Source organism: Streptomyces sp. AC627_RSS907, assembly GCF_019049165.1.
Genome location: NZ_JAGMUE010000222.1, coordinates 35,442 through 51,659, shown reverse-complemented (window position 1 = coordinate 51,659; position 16,218 = coordinate 35,442). Strand labels below are relative to the sequence as shown.

The following is a 16,218-nucleotide window of genomic DNA, read 5'->3' as shown; positions in this document are numbered from 1 at the left end:
GTCTGCTGCGGCGCGGGCGCCGGGGACGCCTGCGGAGCCGGAGCGGCGGGAGCCGGAGCCGGAGCGGCCGGCGCGGGAGCCGGGGTGGGAGCAGGAGCCGGGGCGGGCTGAGCCGGAGCCGGGGTGGGCTCGGGCTGGGCCGGGGCGGCCGGAGCGGCGGGGGCGGCGGCCGGAGCGGCACCGGCCGCGCCGATGACGGCCAGCTTGGCGCCGACCTCGGCCGTCTCGTCCTCGCCGACCACGATCTCCAGCAGGGTGCCGGAGGCGGGGGCCGGGATCTCGGTGTCGACCTTGTCGGTGGACACCTCGAGCAGCGGCTCGTCGGCCTCGACGCTCTCACCGACCGACTTCAGCCAGCGGGTGACGGTGCCCTCGGTGACGGACTCGCCCAGCGCGGGCAGGACCACGTCCGTGCCCTCGGCGGAACCGCCGCCACCCTGGCCGGCAGCGGCCTGGGCGGTGGGAGCGGGCGCCGGGGCGGCCTGCTCGGTGGACGGGGCGGCCGGCGCCGGCTCGGGAGCCGGCTCGGCGACCTGCTGGGCGGCCGGAGCGGCCTCGGCAGCCGGTGCGCCGGAGCCGTCGTCGATCAGCGCCAGCTCGGCGCCGACCTCGACCGTCTCGTCCTCGGCGACCTTGATGGAGGACAGCACGCCGGAGGCGGGGGCCGGGATCTCGGTGTCGACCTTGTCGGTCGAGACCTCGAGCAGCGGCTCGTCGGCCTCGACGCGCTCACCCTCGGCCTTCAGCCAACGGGTGACGGTGCCCTCGGTGACGCTCTCGCCGAGCGCCGGAAGGGTTACGGAAACCGCCATGGTTTCGGTTGCTCCTTAGGAATTGCGGAAGTCTGTGTCGTCGCGCCCAGTGACCGAGGGTGGTCAGTCGTGGGAGTGCAGCGGCTTGCCGGCCAGCGCCAGGTGCGCCTCGCCGAGCGCCTCGCTCTGGGTCGGGTGGGCGTGGATGAGCTGGGCCACCTCGGCCGGCAGCGCCTCCCAGTTGTAGATCAGCTGGGCCTCGCCGACCTGCTCGCCCATGCGGTCGCCGACCATGTGGACGCCGACCACGGCACCGTCCTTGACCTGGACGAGCTTGATCTCGCCCGCGGTCTTGAGGATCTTGCTCTTGCCGTTGCCGGCCAGGTTGTACTTCAGGGCGACGACCTTGTCCGCGCCGTAGATCTCCTTGGCCTTGGCCTCGGTGATGCCGACGGAGGCGACCTCGGGGTGGCAGTACGTCACCCGGGGCACGCCGTCGTAGTCGACCGGGACGGTCTTCAGACCGGCCAGCCGCTCCGCCACCAGGATGCCCTCGGCGAAGCCGACGTGCGCGAGCTGGAGGGTCGGGACGAGGTCGCCGACGGCGGAGATGGTCGGGACGTTGGTCCGCATGTACTCGTCGACGAGGACGTAACCGCGGTCCATGGCGACCCCGGCCTCCTCGTAGCCCAGGCCCTGCGAGACCGGGCCGCGGCCGATGGCGACGAGCAGGACCTCGGCCTCGAACTCCTTGCCGTCGGCGAGGGTGACCTTGACGCCGTCCTGGGTGTACTCGGCCTTCTGGAAGAAGGTGCCCAGGTTGAACTTGATGCCCCGCTTGCGGAAGGCGCGCTCCAGCAGCTTGGAGCTGTTCTCGTCCTCGACGGGCACGAGGTGCTTGAGGCCCTCGATGATGGTGACGTCGGTGCCGAAGGACTTCCACGCGGAGGCGAACTCGACGCCGATGACGCCGCCGCCCAGCACGATCGCGGACTTGGGCACGCGGTCCAGGACCAGGGCGTGGTCGGAGGAGATGATCCGGTTGCCGTCGATCTCCAGGCCCGGCAGGGTCTTCGGCACGGAGCCGGTCGCCAGCAGCACGTGGCGGCCCTGGATCCGCTGACCGTTGACGTCCACCGAGGTCGGGGAGGACAGGCGGCCCTCACCCTCGATGTAGGTCACCTTGCGGGAGGCGACCAGACCCTGCAGGCCCTTGTACAGGCCGGCGATCACCTCGTCCTTGTACTTGTGCACGCCCGCCATGTCGACACCCTCGAAGGACGTCTTGACGCCGAACTGCTCGCCCTCGCGGGCCTGGTCGGCGATCTCGCCCGCGTGCAGCAGGGCCTTGGTGGGGATGCATCCCTTGTGCAGGCAGGTACCGCCGACCTTGTCCTTCTCGATCAGGGCGACGTCCAGGCCCAGCTGCGCCCCGCGCAGGGCCGCGGCGTAACCACCGCTGCCACCGCCGAGGATCACTAGGTCGAAAACGGTGCTGGCGTCGTTCGCCACGTCACGTCCTCCATGCATGTGCGCCACGCCGGTCTCCAGTGACCGGTCGGCGGCTGGTGTCCGGCCGCTCATTGTTCTCGGCCCTTAGGTGGGGCCCTGTCCTGCCGAGCCCCATCTTCGCACCTGCGGAGGGCGAACGAGACGCGGGGCCGGTGTGTGAGACGCCCCACGTTCCCTCGGCGCGGGCGGTGGGACGACGCCGCGAGGGGCGCGGGGCCGTCTCCGGTCTGCGGCTGCGCCGCGCGGGCGCAGACCGGCCTGCGGTTTCGTCCCGGTCGGCGGGCGGACCGCCCACCAGGGGCGCGGGGCTGTGCTTGATCGGCGGCTGCGCCGCGTGGGCGCGACAAGCCACAACGGGCCCGCAGCCGCCGCAGTCACCCGCACCCCCGGGCTCTCGGGCGCCCCTAGCCCAGATCACCCGCGGCCGTCAGCTCGGCGACCCGCACCAGCGTCCGGACGGCCGTCCCGGTCCCGCCCTTCGGCGTGTAACCGAACGGTCCGCCCTCGTTGAAGGCCGGCCCGGCGATGTCCAGGTGCGCCCAGGTGATCCCCTCGCCCACGAACTCGCGCAGGAACAGACCGGCCACCAGCCCGCCGCCCATCCGCTCGCCCATGTTCGCGATGTCGGCGGTCGCCGAGTCCATGCCCTTGCGCAGGTGCTCCGGCAGCGGCATCGGCCACGCCGGCTCGCCGACCTCCTCCGCGGCCTCGTGCACCGCGGCGCGGAACGCGTCGTCGTTCGCCATGATCCCGTACGTACGGCTGCCCAGCGCCAGCATCATCGCGCCGGTCAGCGTCGCCACGTCGATGATCGCGTCGGGCTTGTCCTGCGAGGCCGCCCACAGCGCGTCGGCGAGGACGAGACGGCCCTCGGCGTCGGTGTTGAGGACCTCCACCGTCTTGCCGCTGTACATGCGCAGCACGTCACCCGGACGGGTCGCCGAACCGGACGGCATGTTCTCGGCCAGCGCCAGCCAGCCGGTGACGTTGACGTCGAGGCCGAGGCGCGCGGCGGCGACGACCGCGGCGAACACGGCGGCGGCACCGGCCATGTCGCACTTCATCGTCTCGTTGTGCCCGGCCGGCTTCAGGGAGATGCCGCCCGAGTCGTAGGTGATGCCCTTGCCGACGAACGCGAGGGTCTTCGTCGCCTTGGACGACGTGTACGACAGCTTCACCAGACGCGGCCCCGACGCCGAGCCGGCGCCGACGCCGAGGATGCCGCCGTAGCCGCCCTTGGTCAGCGCCTTCTCGTCGAGCACCTGCACCTTGATGCCGTGCTCCTTGGCGGCGGCCTGCGCGATCGCCGCGAACGCCTCGGGGTTGAGGTCGTTCGGCGGGGTGTTGACCAGGTCGCGGGCGCGGTTCAGCTCCTCGGCGACGGCGGCGGCCCGGTCGATCGCGGCCTTGTACGCCTTGTCACGGGGCTTGCCGCCGAGCAGCGCGGCCTCGGCCAGCGGGGCCTTGGCGCTGCCCTTGGCGGCGCCCTGTGCCTGGGGGCCCTGTTCCTTGTAGGCGTCGAAGGAGTACGCGCCGAGCAGCACGCCCTCGGCGATCGTGCCCGCGTCGGCGGCGTCGCCCAGCGGCAGGGCGAAGGCGGCCTTCTTCGAGCCGTTCAGGGCGCGGGCGGCGACGCCGGCGGCCCTGCGCAGCGCCTCGGCGTCGAAACCGGCGTCCTTCCCGGGCTGGGCGCCCAGGCCCACCGCCACCACGACGGGTGCCTTGAAGCCGGACGGCGCGGGCAGCTTCGTCACCTCGCCCTCGGCCCCGGTGGCGCCGAGGGTCTCCAGGACACCGGCGAGCCGGCCGTCGTACGCCTTGTCCACGGCCTCGGCGCCCGGTGCGACGACCGGGCCGCGGTCGCCCTTGGCGACACCGATCACGATCGCGTCGGCCCGCAGGCCGGCCGCCGCGGCGGTGGAGAGAGTGAGAGCAGTCACGGTGGTGAATTCTCGCTTCCGTATGAAGTCTGGTGTGGCCGAATGCGGGTGGGTCGACCGGGCCCGACAACCGACCCTAGATCCCTCCTGCGGTGCGGTGCCCACCTGGGCAGGCGGACACCCGGCACGAGCCTACGCTCGCGCCCGCGTTCGCTCCCTCCCGCGGGGCCGCGGTTTCCCGTGCGGTGCCGGGGATGGGAGATCATTCCTGGTGACCACCCTGCCACCCCCACACCCCTGGAGTCCCCTCGTGCGACGCCCGGTCCTGTCGACGGCCCTTCTCCTGCTGCTGCTCGCCGGCTGTTCCTCGCCCGCCGGCGACAAGCCGGAGGCCGCCGGTTCCGGCGACGAACCGGCGGCCGCCGGCCACTGGCAGCCCCGCCCCGGCACCGCCTGGCAGTGGCAACTCAGCGGCAGGCTCGACACCTCCGTGGACGTGCCGGTCTACGACATAGACGGCTTCGACCACACCAAGGCCACGGTGGCCGGGCTGCACGACGACGGGCGCAAGGTCATCTGCTACCTGTCCACCGGCGCCTGGGAGGACTTCCGCCCCGACGCGGAGAAGTTCCCGAAGTCGGTGCTCGGCAAGGGCAACGGCTGGGAGGGCGAACGCTGGCTCGACATACGTGAGACCGACGTCCTGGAGCCGCTGATGGCCGAGCGCATCGACATGTGCCGGGAGAAGGGCTTCGACGCCGTCGAGCCCGACAACATGGACGGCTACAAGAACGAGACCGGCTTCCCGCTCACCGCCGACGACCAGCTCCGCTACAACCGGCTGATCGCCGAACTCGCCCACGACCGCGGCATGGCCGTCGGTCTCAAGAACGACCTCGACCAGATCCCGGAGCTGGTGGACGACTTCGACTTCGCGGTCAACGAGCAGTGCGCCCAGTTCGGCGAGTGCGCCGACAACAAGCCGTTCATCGACGCGGACAAGGCCGTCTTCCACGTCGAGTACGAACTGCCGACCGAGCGGTTCTGCGCCGACTCCCGTGAGCTGCGGCTGAGTTCGATGCTGAAGAAGTACGAACTGGGGGCGTGGCGCGAGGCCTGCTGAACCGGGCCGCACGCCGGTCCCGGGCTCGGCTCAGCCGAGGACCGGCACGACCAGCGCGGCGGTGGCCGCGGTCTCCGCCACGCCGCCGAAGACGTCACCGGTGACCCCGCCGAAGCGGTGCACGCAGCGCCGCAGCAGCAGTTCCGCGGCGGCGACCGCGACCGGCACGGCGAGTGCCGTGCGGACCGCGTCGTACGGTCCGAGCAGCGCGCCCGCCGCCGCGGCGGCCACCGTGACGGCGGCGGCCACGCCGACCGCCGCGCGGACCGGCACCGCCCCGGCGACCGCCGCGCCCAGTCCCTCCGGGCGCGCGGCGGGCACCCCGGACCGGGCGGCCAGCGTCAGCGCCAGCCGGGCGGCGGTCGCCGAGACGACGGCGGCGAGCGCGCCCCGCGCCCAGGAACCCTCGTACGCCTGGGCCAGCGCGGCCACCTGGGCCAGCAGCACGAACACGATGCCGAGTACGCCGAACGGCCCGATGTCCGACTGCTTCATGATCCGCAGCGCGTCCTCGGCGGGCTTCCCGCTGCCGAGCCCGTCCGCGGTGTCGGCCAGCCCGTCCAGATGCAGCCCACGGGTGAGTACGGCGGGTACGGCGACGGTGGCGACCGCGGCGAGCGGGCTCCCGGCGCCCAGGAACAGCAGCAGGATCCCGGCGGCGGCGGCGGCGACACCGACGACCGGCCCGACCAGCGGCGCGCACAGCATGCCGGCGCGCGCGGCCTCCCTGTCCCAGCGGGTCACCCTGACGGGGAGCACGGTGAGGGTGCCGAACGCGAAACGGAGGCCGTCGGCGAAAAGGGTCCTGAACACCGGCGCAGACTACCCGCCGCCCGTGGTCCGCCTGACGCCGCGTCGTCCGGGGGCAGTTCACCGTGGCCCCTGCCGGGGGCCAGGGGTGGCAGGGCTGTCCGTCTGCGCCCCAGCGGTCATCGGGGTTTCGGTGCCGCCCGGCGGTGGCTTCCGTGGCTCTCGCCGGGGTCAGGGCGGCAGGGCCGTCCGGCGATGCCCCAGTGGTCGTCGGGTTGTCGGTGCCGCCCAGGGGCGCTGTGTCATCCGGGGCGGCTCCCCGTTACCCGGGGCGGCTCCCCCGTGGTCCCTGCCGGTGGGGGACGGGCGCGGTGCGGCTGCTGGGCCGGGGTGCGGCGCGCGTCCTCGGTGGGCGATCCGTGAGCAGCGGCTCCCCGCCTCCGACCCGTGCCGGGCCTGTCCGGTCAGACCTCGGCGCGTTCCTGCTCGCCCTCGCCCTCGCCCTCGCCCTTGCCCTCGTCCTCGTCCTCGCCTCCGTCGGAGACCTCCGGCAGTTCCGCCGCCAGTGCCGCCGCGGCCTGGACCAGGGGGAGCGCCAGCAGACCGCCCGTGCCCTCGCCCACGGTCACACCGTGGGACAGCAGCGGCTCCATGGCCAACCGGTCCAGCGCCTTGGCCTGACCCGGCTCCCCGCTGTCGTGGGCGGCCAGCCACCAGTCCGGTGCCCGGAACGCGACCCGCTGTCCGACCAGCGCGCACGCCGCCGTCACGACCCCGTCCAGGATCACCGGCATCTTCCGCACCGCGCTCTGCAGCAGGAAGCCCGTCATCGCGGTGAGGTCGGCGCCGCCCACCGTCGCGAGGAGCCGCAGCTGGTCCCCGAGCACCGGGCGGGCGCGCCGCAGCGCGTCGCGGATCGCCGCGCACTTGCGCATCCAGGCCAGGTCGTCGATCGCCAGCCCACCGCGCCCGGTGACGACCGACGCGTCCGTCCCGCACAGCGCCGCGACCAGTACGCCCGCCGCCGTGGTCCCGCCCACGCTCACATCGCCGAGCACCACCAGGTCCGTACCGGAGTCGGCCTCCTCGTCGGCCACCGCCATCCCGGCCCGGAAGGCGGCCTCCGCCTCCTCGAGGGTCAGCGCGTCCTCGACGTCGATGCGCCCGCCGCCGCGCCGCACCCGGCGCCGCACGACCCCGGCCGGCAGCGTCTCCGGGTCGCAGTCCAGCGCCATGTCGACGACCCGCACCGGTACGCCGAGGCGCCGGGCCAGCACGGACACGGGCCGTCCGCCCTCCAGCACCTCGCGCACCAGCTCACCGGCGGCGCCCGCGGGGCGGGCCGAGACGCCCAGTTCGGCGACCCTGTGGTCACCGGCGAAGAGCACCACCCGGGGCCGTTCCACCGGACGCACCGGTACGGCCGACTGCGCCGCGGCCAGCCACTCGCCCAGGTCGTCCAGGCGGCCCAGCGATCCGGGCGGGACGACCTGACGCTCACGGCGCTCCTCGGCGTCGCGGCGCACCCCGCCGTCGGGGCGCTCGATCAGATCGGTGAAGTCGTCGAGATTCAGCGAGCTCATTCGCCGAACAGTACCGGCCCCGGTCGAACGCGACGGCGGGTCGGTCCGCACCGCGCCAGGGTGGCGTCGTTGCGCCCCGGAAGGCGATCCCGTACGTAACGTTTTGCGTGGATTATCGCCGTCCCCCTTCGCGTCGGGAGCCGCCCGTGTCCGCACCCTCCGCCCCTTCGGCGCCGCCTCCGCCACCGCCGGTGCCACCCATGCCGCGGTACGGACCGCACCGCGAGGACTGCCCCTGGTGCGGCTCGCGCCGGCTGCGCGCCCGCCTGCGCCGGGCCGCGCACGGCCGGTCCGTCCTCGCCCGGTGCCGGGACTGCCGGCACACCTTCCGCGACCCCTCGCTCACGTCGGCGACCGAGCGTCCGTCGGTCCTCGCGGGCGAACGCCTGCGGTACCGCCTCGCCGCCCGCGCGATGCTCGCCCGCTGCCCCGAGCCGGAGAGCTGGCTCGACGTGGGCACCGCCGACGCCGACTTCCCCCGCACCGCGCGCGCGTACTTCCCGTACACCTCGTTCGACGGCCTGGACCCCACCCACCGCGTCCTGCGGGCCCGCGCGGCCGAGCGCGTGGAGGAGGCGTTCGTCGGACGTCTGACGGACCCGCACATCGCGGCCCGCCTGCGGGCCCGCTACGACGTGGTGAGCCTCTTCCAGCAGCTGGAACGCGTTCCCGACCCCCGCGCCGAACTGCGCGCGGCCCTCCACGTGCTCCGCCCCGGCGGACATCTGCTCGTCGACGTGGCCGAAGCGCGCCGCCTGTTCGTCCCCCCGCCCGGCACCCCGCACCCGGCGGGGCTGCGCGCCGAACTCGCGGCCGGCGGCTGCACGGTGCTCACCGGCGCGCGCGCCCACCGGGTCATCGCGCGCAAGGACGCGTCAGCCCCGTAGCACCAGCGCCTGCCCCGCCACCACCAGCAGCACCTGCTCGCACTCCACGGCGAACGCCGCGTTCAGCCGCCCGAGTTCGTCCCGGTAGCGGCGGCCCGACGCCGTGGCCGGCACGATGCCCGACCCCACCTCGTTCGACACGGCGACGAGGGTGCGCCGGGTGGCGCGCACCGCCTCCGTCAGCTCCCGCACCCGGTCCCGCAGAGCCCGCTCGCCGCCGTCGGCCCACTCCGCGTCGTCCCACGCCCCCACGGCGTCCATCGCGTCCGTCAGCCACAGCGACAGACAGTCGACGAGCAACGGCGGCCCGTCCTCCCGCAACAGCGGCACCAGATCGCACGTCTCGGCGGTGCGCCACGACCCCGGACGCCGGTCCCGGTGGGCGCGGACCCGTGCCGCCCACTCGGTGTCCCCGTCGCGGGAGCCGCCGGTGGCCACGTAGAGCACGTCGGGGAAGGCCTCCAGGCGCCGCTCGGCCTCCACCGACTTGCCCGACCGGGCCCCGCCCAGCACCAGCGTCCGCCGCGGTACGTCGGGCACGTCCTCGTAGGAGCCCACCACCAGCGTCGTCCCGTCCGGCACCGCCCGCGCCCCGACCGCCGCGAGCCGCCGCGCCAGCTCCCGCCCCGGCGGCACGTCGTGACCCAGGTGGACGGCGACGACGTCCGTGGTCGGCCCCGCCGCCCCCACCGCCCGCAGTTTCGCCAGCGCGTCCGGCCGTCCCACGACGTCCGCGAGGACCAGGTCGTACGGCTCCGCGGGCTCCTCCAGTCCGGCCGGGGCGCCGCCCGGCGGCAGGTACAGCAGCCGTTGCCCGTCCGGACCGGTCACGGCGTACCCGGTGCCCGGCGCGTCCATCGCCACCGCCCGCACCCGGTGCCCGGTCAGCAGCGCCAGCTCCCGCCCGTCCGGCACCCGCCCCGGCTGCGGCAGCCCGGCCGGCACCTCCACGGCCGGGCCGTCGTGCGGGTGCGACAGCAGCACCTGCCGTACGCCGGCCAGCGAACGCCCGACCCGCGCCGCGGCGAACGCGGCACCGGGCGTCAGGTCGAGCAGCAGCGCCCCGTCCACCAGCAGCGCCGCCGCCGCGCGCGCGTGCTCGCCCTGCGCCACGGCACAGGCCGCGCAGGGACAGTCGGGGCGGGGGAGTCCCGCGGGGGCACCGGTGCCGAGCAGAGTCACGTCCACGCACCGATTTTCACTGGTCGCCCGACGACACGCGCGCCCGAGGGCCCCTGAGGCCGCGAGCCGGCACCTTCTCGTCTCCCGGTCTGCCGGCCTCCTACGGAGTGGCCCCGCCCAGCGCATAGGCTGCGACCGGGAGCCGGGCCGTGATCCGGCTTCCGCTCCGCATGCGCTCACATCTTGGAGGCGTACATGGTGGCATGGACGTGGCGGTTCGAGACGGCCGACGGGACGGAGGTGCGGCCCGCGGTGCAGCCGGAGGAGTTCACCACGCAGGGGGACGCCGAGTCCTGGATCGGGGAGCACTGGAAGGACCTCAAGGAGGGCGGCACCGACCAGGTGCGGCTGTTCGAGGACTCCACCGAGATCTACGGCCCGATGAGCCTGCACGCCGAGGAGGCGGAGGCCTGACCGGCGGGGGCCGGCCCCGGCCGACCGGGCCGGCCCCGCCCCGTCAGTGCTCTCCCAGGGTCACCTCGACGGTGTGTTCGTCGCCGTCGCGGGTGTACGTCAGCTTCGTCCGGTCACCCGGCTTCATCGACGCCAGCTCCTCGGAGAGCGAGGTGATCGTCGTGATGTCCGTGTCCCCCAGCCGGACGATGACGTCCCCGGTCACCAGCCCCGCCCTGTCGGCGGCCCCGCCGGAAGCGACCTCCACGACGGCCACCCCCGCCGGCTGGTAGGAGTCGTCGATCACCGTGCGGCCGGTGATGCCGAGCGCCGCCCGGCCCGAGTCGGTGACCCGGCCGTCCGCGATGATCTGGTCGGCGACCGTCTTCACCATCGACGCCGGGATCGCGAACCCGATGCCGGGCGCCGCGCTGTCGCCGAGGCCCGGGTCGGTCGCGGCCAGCGTCGGAATGCCGATGACCCGGCCGTCGAGGTTCACCAGGGCGCCGCCGCTGTTGCCGGGGTTGATGGCCGCGGACGTCTGCACCATGTTGCCGATGGTCGCGCCCGTACCGCCGCCGCTGCTGGTCTCGGTCACGGTCCGCCCGGTCGCCGACACGATGCCCTGCGTCACGCTGGACGACAGTCCGAGCGGCGACCCCATGGCCAGCACGATCTGCCCCACCTCGACCTTCGCGGAGTCCCCGAAGCCGGCCGCCCGCACCCCGTCGGGCACCTTGTCCAGCTTGATGACGGCCAGGTCCTGCTCGGGGTAGGACGAGACGAGTCTCGCGGCCAGCGCTTCCTCGCTGTGGGCGGTCGTCACCCGGAAGCTCTCCCGGTCACCGACGACGTGCGCGTTGGTGACGACGTGCCCCCGGCCGTCGTACACCACCCCCGACCCCAGGTCGTCCCCGGCCTGGATCTGCACGACCGACGGCAGTACGTCCCTGATCACCCGGAGGTAGTCGTCCTGGAGGTCGTTGGCCGCGAGCGGCGCGGCGGCCTGTGCCGTGCCCTCCTCGCCCCGGGCGCCCGCACCGGAACCCGGCCCGGAGCAGCCGGCGACGAACAGCAGGGAGCACGCCAGCGCGGCGACGGGAGCACCGGACCGGGACACACGGGTGCGGGAAGCGTCCATGCCCCGAGTCTCACCGCGCGCGGGGGCCCCGGCTCCCCGTACTCATCCGAACGGGCGCCCGCGGGGGTGCCCGGAACACCGCCCGGACGGCGAACCGCTCAGCCCCGTACCCCGCACAGGTGCAGCAGCGCCGCGACCCCCCGGTACGGGTCGGTGCGCCCCGCCCGTTCCTCGACGGCCAGCAGGGTCTCCAGGTCGTCCGGGACCGCGGCGTCGTCCGCCGCCGTGTCCGTGAAGACCCGCACGCCGTACCAGGTGTGCAGCGGGGCGCCGATGCCCGCCAGCTTCGCCGTCAGCGTCGCCAGCCGGTCCGCCCGGACGCCGGGGCCGAGCCGGACGGCCGTCCCCCCGTCCGAGTCGGTCCGGGCGTGGGGGAGACCGGCACTGGTGTCGAAGGCCGCGAGGGCGCCGGCCCAGTCGCCGTACAGACCGGGGCGCATGGCGAGCGCGTCACCGTTGCGCACCAGCAGCGACAGCAGTCCCCCGGGGGCGAGCATCCGGGCCAGTCCCGCGAGCAGCGGGTCGGGCTCCTCCACGTACATGAGCACGCCGTGGCACAGCACCACGTCGAAGCTGCCCGGCTTGAAGTGCACGCCGGTGTCCCGGCCGTCCCCCTCGATGATCCGCATCCGCTCCCGGATGCCCTCCGGCTGGCCGGCCAGGGCCTCGCGCGCCGCGGCGATCATCGTGGCGTCCCGCTCCAGGCCGGTCACCTGGTGCCCGGCCCGTGCCAGCCGCAGCGCCTGGGCTCCCCGCCCCATGCCGACGTCGAGCACCCGCAGCCGCCTGCCGACCGGGAAGCGCCCCACTATCTGCTCGTCGAGCTGCCGGGCCACCAGTTCCTGCCGTACGACGTCCCGGAGACCACCGAGCCCGCCCAGCCAGGCATCGGCCGCGCCCCCGGCGAACGGCGTCGTGCTCAGGGCCGCTCCCCGCGCTTGACCTGCGGCTTGGGCAGCCGGAGCCGACGCATCTGGAGGGAGCGCATCAGCGCGTAGGCGACCGCGCCGCGCCTGCGGTCGTCGGGGAAGCGCTCGGCGAGGCGCTTCTTCAGCCGGAAGCCGGTGACCAGCGAGTCGAGCACGATCAGCACGATCACGACCAGCCACAGCAGCAGCGCGACGTTCTGCAGCGAGGCCACCCGGACCATGCTCAGCACGAGGATGACCACGGCCATCGGCAGGAAGTACTCCGCGATGTTGAACCGCGAGTCGACGAAGTCGCGCGCGAACTTGCGGACCGGCCCCTTGTCACGGGCCGGCAGGTACCGCTCGTCCCCGCTCGCCAGCGCCTCGCGCTGGCGAGCCATCGCGGTCCGGCGCTCCTCGCGCTGCCGCTTGGCGGCCTCCTTGCGCGTCATCGGCGTGTTGGCGACGCTGCGGCGCTGGGACTGGGCCGCACTGCGCTTGGGCGTGGGCCTGCCCTTCGGGGCCTGCGGGTCGCGGGGCTGCTTGGAGTCGGTCACCGGCGTCTTGACGACGCTCTGGGCCTTCTCTTCCTTGGCACGGCTACGGAACACAAAGCCCAAGGGTACGGGGTGCGGCGGTGTGGACCCCAGCCCGGTGGGGAACGATCCGGCAACGCCGGTCGTCTGTAAGAGGACAGAGGGGACGATGCGTACAGCCCGGACACCGGTTCCCGCACAACCCCCGGGGAGCACCTACTCCCTACGCCGGACCGGGAGCGCACGCAGTCGTCCTTGGGGATGAGCGCATCCGTCCCCGAACAGTGCGGTAATGGATGCAGGGCCCGTACTGTGGGTTCTGTCGCAGGTGCTGGAGCCGGAGTCCGTCAGAAGGGGGCGCGCGAAGCCCATGAGCGGTGTCATGAAGCGTATGGGGATGATCTTCCGCGCGAAGGCCAACAAGGCCCTCGACCGGGCCGAGGACCCGCGCGAGACCCTCGATTACTCGTACCAGAAGCAGCTGGAGCTGCTCCAGAAGGTCCGCCGCGGCGTCGCCGACGTGGCGACCAGCCGCAAGCGCCTGGAGCTCCAGCTCAACCAGCTCCAGTCGCAGTCGTCCAAGCTGGAGGACCAGGGCCGCAAGGCGCTCGCGCTGGGCCGCGAGGACCTGGCCCGCGAAGCGCTCTCCCGGCGTGCCGCCCTCCAGCAGCAGGTCACCGACCTGGAGACGCAGCACGCCACACTCCAGGGCGAGGAGGAGAAGCTCACCCTGGCGGCCCAGCGCCTCCAGGCGAAGGTGGACGCCTTCCGCACGAAGAAGGAGACCATCAAGGCTACCTACACGGCGGCCCAGGCGCAGACCCGTATCGGCGAGGCGTTCTCCGGCATCTCCGAGGAGATGGGCGACGTGGGCCTCGCGATCCAGCGGGCCGAGGACAAGACCGCCCAGCTCCAGGCCCGGGCCGGCGCCATCGACGAACTGCTCGCCTCCGGCGCCCTGGACGACCAGTCCGGCATGCACAAGGACGACATCCAGGCCGAGCTGGACCGGCTCTCCGGTGGTACGGATGTAGAGCTGGAGCTGCAGCGCATGAAGGCCGAGCTGGCCGGCGGCGGCACGGGTGACCGGCAGGCCCTCGAAGGCGGCCAGGGCCAGTCGCAGCCCCGGCAGCAGCCGCAGGACACCCCGCGCTTCGACAAGCAGTAGGCCACGCCTAGGAGGGCGACATGATCGTACGGATCATGGGGGAGGGACAGCTGACGCTGGCCGACGAACGGCTCGCCGAGCTGGACAAGCTGGACGACGAACTCCTGGCCGAGATGGAGAACGGCGACGGCCCCGGCTTCCGCGCGACCCTCCAGGCCCTCCTGGCCAAGGTCCGGGAACTGGGCGAGCCGCTCCCGGACGACTCCCTGGAGCCGTCGGACCTCATCCTCCCGTCCTCGGACGCCACGCTGGAAGAGGTCCAGGAGATGCTGAGCGACGACGGCCTCATCCCGGGCGGAGCGTGAGTCCTTCGGCCCGCCGTGGCCGGAGCGGGTCTCTGGCGGCACGGCTCCCGGGCAACGGCCACTGATGCGGGACCGCCGATGACAGACGCCCACCCGGGCTACCGTAAGGCGTCGTGAGCACCCTCGCCCGCGCCCGGTGCAGTATCGGCGCCCACCCCTCCGCGTTGGACGCGGCCCTCGCGGCCGCGGTCCTGGTGTGCATGGTCGCCGGTTCCCTCGTGGACCCGCACGGCCCCGAAGGCGTCAGCTGGGGCTTTCGCACCCCCGACGCGCTCAGCCTGCTCCTGATGACCGTCGGCGCCGCCGTGCTCGTGTTCCGCCGCCGGTCCCCGATGGCGGTCCTCGCGGTCACCGGCGGCGTCTCCGTCGCCGAGAGCGTCACCGGCGACCCCCGCGCACCCGTCGTCATGTCCGCGGTCGTCGCCCTCTACACCGTCGCCGCCTCCACCGACCGCCCCACCACCTGGCGGGTCGGCCTGCTCACCATGACGGTGCTCACCGGCGCCGCCATGCTGGCCGGGGACCTGCCCTGGTACGCGCAGGAGAACCTCGCCGTCTTCGCCTGGACCGGCATCGGCGCCAGCGCCGGGGACGCGGTCCGCAGCCGGCGCGCCTTCGTCCAGGCCATCCGCGACCGGGCCGAGAAGGCCGAGCGGACCCGTGAGGAGGAGGCCCGCCGCCGGGTCGCCGAGGAGCGGCTGCGCATCGCCCGCGACCTGCACGACGTCGTCGCCCACCACATCGCCCTGGTCAACGTCCAGGCCGGAGTGGCCGCCCACGTCATGGACAGGCGGCCCGACCAGGCCAAGGAGGCCCTCGCCCACGTACGGGCGGCCAGCCGCTCCGCACTGGACGAGCTGCGCGCCACGGTCGGCCTGCTCCGCCAGTCCGGCGAGCCGGAGGCACCGACCGAACCCGCGCCCGGTCTGCACCGCCTGGGGGAGCTCGTCGGCACCTTCCACCACGCCGGGCTCCACGTCGAGGTGGCCCGCGCCGACCAGGGCACCGAGTTGCCCGCCGCCGTCGACCTGGCCGCCTACCGCATCATCCAGGAGGCCCTGACCAACGTGCAGAAGCACGCGGGGCTCCAGGCGAAGGCGGAGGTCAGCGTGGTGCGCGTGGGGCCCAACATCGAGGTCACCGTGCTCGACGACGGGACCGGCCAGGCCGGGACGTCCACCGACGGCGGCGGACACGGGCTGCTCGGCATGCGCGAGCGCGTCACCGCGGTGCGCGGCACCCTCACCACCGGCCCCCGCTACGGAGGCGGGTTCCGGGTCCATGCGATCCTTCCGGTCAGCAACCGCACCCACCCCGCGGAGGACCCCGTATGACGATCCGTGTCCTGCTCGCCGACGACCAGGCGCTGCTGCGCAGCGCCTTCCGGGTGCTGGTCGACTCCGAGCCCGACATGGAGGTGGTGGGGGAGGCGTCCGACGGCGCGGAGGCGGCCCGGCTGGCCGCCGAACAGCGGGCCGACGTGGTGCTGATGGACATCCGGATGCCCGGCACGGACGGCCTCGCCGCCACCCGCATGATCAGCGCGGACCCGGCCCTCGCCCATGTCCGCGTGGTCATACTGACCACCTTCGAGGTCGACGACTACGTGGTGCAGGCGCTGCGGGCGGGAGCCTCCGGCTTCCTCGGCAAGGGCTCCGAACCCGAGGAACTGCTCAGCGCGATCCGCGTCGCGGCCGGCGGGGAGGCGCTGCTGTCCCCGGCCGCCACCAAGGGGCTGATCGCCCGCTTCCTCGCCCAGCAGGGCACGGCGGACGACGCCGACCGGGATCCCGCCCGCGCCGAGCGGCTGGAGTCGCTGACCGTGCGGGAGCGCGAGGTGCTGGTCCAGGTCGCCGGGGGGCACTCCAACGACGAGATCGCCGAGCGGCTCGCGGTCAGCCCGCTCACCGTGAAGACGCACGTCAACCGGGCCATGGCCAAGCTGGGCGCCCGCGACCGGGCCCAGCTGGTCGTCATCGCGTACGAATCCGGGCTGGTCCGTCCGAGGGTGGAGTGACCTCGACCCGCGTGTACTGCGACGGGAGTATGCGCCGCATAAGGAAATGGACCTGGGGCCTAGGGATACGGGGACGCCCAT

16 protein-coding genes are annotated in these 16,218 nt (G+C 73.9%); 7 read left to right on the top strand and 9 right to left on the bottom strand.

Going from position 1 to position 16,218, the window contains the following annotated elements; genetic code table 11:
* From KUM32_RS32595 to KUM32_RS32585, 3 genes are all read right to left on the bottom strand, one after another.
* The coding region (locus KUM32_RS32595) for a biotin/lipoyl-containing protein (protein WP_302185203.1) at positions 1-812 on the bottom strand (812 nt) is incomplete at its 3' end.
* Positions 813-875: 63 nt separating this feature from the next.
* Positions 876-2,264: a dihydrolipoyl dehydrogenase gene (gene lpdA, locus KUM32_RS32590; protein WP_217145542.1), complete on the bottom strand. Its 1,389-nt coding sequence runs from the start codon at positions 2,262-2,264 to the stop codon at positions 876-878.
* Between the two features lie 404 nt (positions 2,265-2,668).
* Entirely contained in the window at positions 2,669-4,204 is a 1,536-nt protein-coding gene (locus tag KUM32_RS32585) for a leucyl aminopeptidase (protein ID WP_217145541.1), read from the bottom strand.
* 250 nt (positions 4,205-4,454) lie between these two features.
* On the opposite strand from KUM32_RS32585, the gene KUM32_RS32580 reads away from it, so the two are divergent.
* The gene (locus KUM32_RS32580) at positions 4,455-5,267 is read left to right on the top strand and encodes an endo alpha-1,4 polygalactosaminidase (RefSeq protein ID WP_217145540.1); all 813 of its coding nucleotides are present in this window, start codon (positions 4,455-4,457) and stop codon (positions 5,265-5,267) included.
* 30 nt (positions 5,268-5,297) lie between these two features.
* On the opposite strand, the gene KUM32_RS32575 is transcribed toward KUM32_RS32580, so the two are convergent.
* Together KUM32_RS32575 and cobT are read right to left on the bottom strand one after the other, a co-directional pair.
* Positions 5,298-6,080, bottom strand: a complete 783-nt coding sequence (locus KUM32_RS32575) for an adenosylcobinamide-GDP ribazoletransferase (protein ID WP_217145539.1) — start codon at positions 6,078-6,080, stop codon at positions 5,298-5,300.
* Positions 6,081-6,481: 401 nt separating this feature from the next.
* A complete protein-coding gene (gene cobT / locus KUM32_RS32570; RefSeq protein ID WP_217145538.1) occupies positions 6,482-7,600 on the bottom strand; it encodes a nicotinate-nucleotide--dimethylbenzimidazole phosphoribosyltransferase in 1,119 nt (372 codons plus the stop codon).
* A 200-nt stretch (positions 7,601-7,800) separates the two neighbouring features.
* On the opposite strand from cobT, the gene KUM32_RS32565 reads away from it, so the two are divergent.
* The gene (locus KUM32_RS32565) at positions 7,801-8,487 is read left to right on the top strand and encodes a class I SAM-dependent methyltransferase (protein ID WP_217145537.1); all 687 of its coding nucleotides are present in this window, start codon (positions 7,801-7,803) and stop codon (positions 8,485-8,487) included.
* Here KUM32_RS32565 and KUM32_RS32560 read toward each other — a convergent pair.
* Positions 8,476-9,675 carry a bifunctional adenosylcobinamide kinase/adenosylcobinamide-phosphate guanylyltransferase gene (locus KUM32_RS32560; protein ID WP_217145536.1) on the bottom strand — a complete coding sequence of 400 codons (1,200 nt, stop codon included), beginning with the start codon at positions 9,673-9,675 and terminating at the stop codon, positions 8,476-8,478. The genes KUM32_RS32565 and KUM32_RS32560 overlap by 12 nt on opposite strands.
* Before the next feature lie 189 nt (positions 9,676-9,864).
* On the opposite strand from KUM32_RS32560, the gene KUM32_RS32555 reads away from it, so the two are divergent.
* Entirely contained in the window at positions 9,865-10,083 is a 219-nt protein-coding gene (locus KUM32_RS32555) for a hypothetical protein (protein ID WP_217145535.1), read from the top strand.
* 43 nt (positions 10,084-10,126) lie between these two features.
* Here the strand turns inward: KUM32_RS32555 and KUM32_RS32550 are convergent, their stop codons facing one another.
* From KUM32_RS32550 to KUM32_RS32540, 3 genes are all read right to left on the bottom strand, one after another.
* Entirely contained in the window at positions 10,127-11,203 is a 1,077-nt protein-coding gene (locus KUM32_RS32550) for a S1C family serine protease (protein ID WP_217145534.1), read from the bottom strand.
* Positions 11,204-11,301: 98 nt separating this feature from the next.
* Positions 11,302-12,039, bottom strand: a complete 738-nt coding sequence (locus KUM32_RS32545; RefSeq protein ID WP_217145533.1) for a bifunctional 2-polyprenyl-6-hydroxyphenol methylase/3-demethylubiquinol 3-O-methyltransferase UbiG — start codon at positions 12,037-12,039, stop codon at positions 11,302-11,304.
* Between the two features lie 83 nt (positions 12,040-12,122).
* The gene (locus KUM32_RS32540) at positions 12,123-12,761 is read right to left on the bottom strand and encodes a DUF3043 domain-containing protein (protein WP_217145553.1); all 639 of its coding nucleotides are present in this window, start codon (positions 12,759-12,761) and stop codon (positions 12,123-12,125) included.
* Positions 12,762-13,029: 268 nt separating this feature from the next.
* Here KUM32_RS32540 and KUM32_RS32535 point away from each other — a divergent pair, with 268 nt between their 5' ends.
* The 4 genes from KUM32_RS32535 to KUM32_RS32520 all read left to right on the top strand — a co-directional run bounded on the left by KUM32_RS32535 (position 13,030) and on the right by KUM32_RS32520 (position 16,137).
* Positions 13,030-13,815: a PspA/IM30 family protein gene (locus tag KUM32_RS32535; protein ID WP_302185202.1), complete on the top strand. Its 786-nt coding sequence runs from the start codon at positions 13,030-13,032 to the stop codon at positions 13,813-13,815.
* A gap of 20 nt (positions 13,816-13,835) precedes the next feature.
* Positions 13,836-14,120 (top strand): hypothetical protein, encoded by a 285-nt coding sequence (locus tag KUM32_RS32530; protein WP_217145532.1) that lies wholly within the window; start codon positions 13,836-13,838, stop codon positions 14,118-14,120.
* A 113-nt stretch (positions 14,121-14,233) separates the two neighbouring features.
* The gene (locus KUM32_RS32525) at positions 14,234-15,454 is read left to right on the top strand and encodes a sensor histidine kinase (RefSeq protein WP_217145531.1); all 1,221 of its coding nucleotides are present in this window, start codon (positions 14,234-14,236) and stop codon (positions 15,452-15,454) included.
* Complete coding sequence (locus tag KUM32_RS32520; RefSeq protein WP_217145530.1) at positions 15,451-16,137, top strand: response regulator transcription factor; 687 nt, start codon at positions 15,451-15,453, stop codon at positions 16,135-16,137. Before KUM32_RS32525 ends, KUM32_RS32520 begins: the two co-directional genes overlap by 4 nt.
* Positions 16,138-16,218: the final 81 nt, after the last annotated feature.

What these genes read in the sequence shown, in the direction of transcription:
- KUM32_RS32520 (WP_217145530.1), top strand. Translation starts at nt 15,451, where the DNA reads ATGACGATCCGTGTCCTGCTCGCCGACGACCAGGCGCTGCTGCGCAGC.
- KUM32_RS32550 (WP_217145534.1), bottom strand. Translation starts at nt 11,203, where the DNA reads ATGGACGCTTCCCGCACCCGTGTGTCCCGGTCCGGTGCTCCCGTCGCC.
- cobT (WP_217145538.1), bottom strand. Translation starts at nt 7,600, where the DNA reads ATGAGCTCGCTGAATCTCGACGACTTCACCGATCTGATCGAGCGCCCC.
- KUM32_RS32530 (WP_217145532.1), top strand. Translation starts at nt 13,836, where the DNA reads ATGATCGTACGGATCATGGGGGAGGGACAGCTGACGCTGGCCGACGAA.
- KUM32_RS32555 (WP_217145535.1), top strand. Translation starts at nt 9,865, where the DNA reads ATGGTGGCATGGACGTGGCGGTTCGAGACGGCCGACGGGACGGAGGTG.
- KUM32_RS32535 (WP_302185202.1), top strand. Translation starts at nt 13,030, where the DNA reads ATGAAGCGTATGGGGATGATCTTCCGCGCGAAGGCCAACAAGGCCCTC.
- KUM32_RS32565 (WP_217145537.1), top strand. Translation starts at nt 7,801, where the DNA reads ATGCCGCGGTACGGACCGCACCGCGAGGACTGCCCCTGGTGCGGCTCG.